We start from the raw sequence: 617 nt of genomic DNA, 5'->3' as shown, positions 1-617 counted from the left end.
TGCACCAACATCCTGATCGTCGCTTCCTTCCCGATCCTGACGGCGACGCTCGCGCTGCTGGCGCTCGACCGCTATGCCGGCACGAACTTCTTCACGAACGACCTCGGCGGCAATCCGATGATGTATGTCAACCTCATCTGGATCTGGGGTCACCCGGAAGTCTATATTCTTGCCATTCCGTCCTTCGGGGTCTTTTCCGAAGTGGTCGCGACTTTTTCACGCAAGCGCCTGTTCGGCTATGCGTCGATGGTCTACGCCACCTGCGTGATCATGATCCTGTCCTACCTTGTGTGGCTGCACCACTTCTTCACCATGGGCTCGGGCGCTTCGGTCAACTCCTTCTTCGGCATCACCACGATGATCATCTCGATCCCGACAGGAGCGAAGATCTTCAACTGGCTCTTCACCATGTATCGCGGCCGTATCCGCTACGACGTGCCGATGCTGTGGACGGTCGGCTTCATGGTGACCTTCGTCATCGGCGGCATGACCGGCGTCATGCTGGCAGTCCCGCCCGCCGACTTCGTGCTGCACAATTCGCTGTTCCTGATCGCCCACTTCCATAACGTGATCATCGGCGGCGTTCTCTTCGGCATGTTCGCCGGCGTGAACTACTG

General features: G+C 58.5%; 1 protein-coding gene. It reads left to right on the top strand.

The window, feature by feature from the left end; translation table 11 throughout:
- The coding region (locus tag AC1D35_RS36720; RefSeq protein WP_477942992.1) for a cbb3-type cytochrome c oxidase subunit I at positions 1-617 on the top strand (617 nt) is incomplete at both ends.

This window comes from Rhizobium sp. P1_E6 (genome assembly GCF_056405875.1).
The sequence above is the reverse complement of the archived record's forward strand: the minus strand, read 5'-3'. Positions and strand labels throughout refer to the sequence as shown.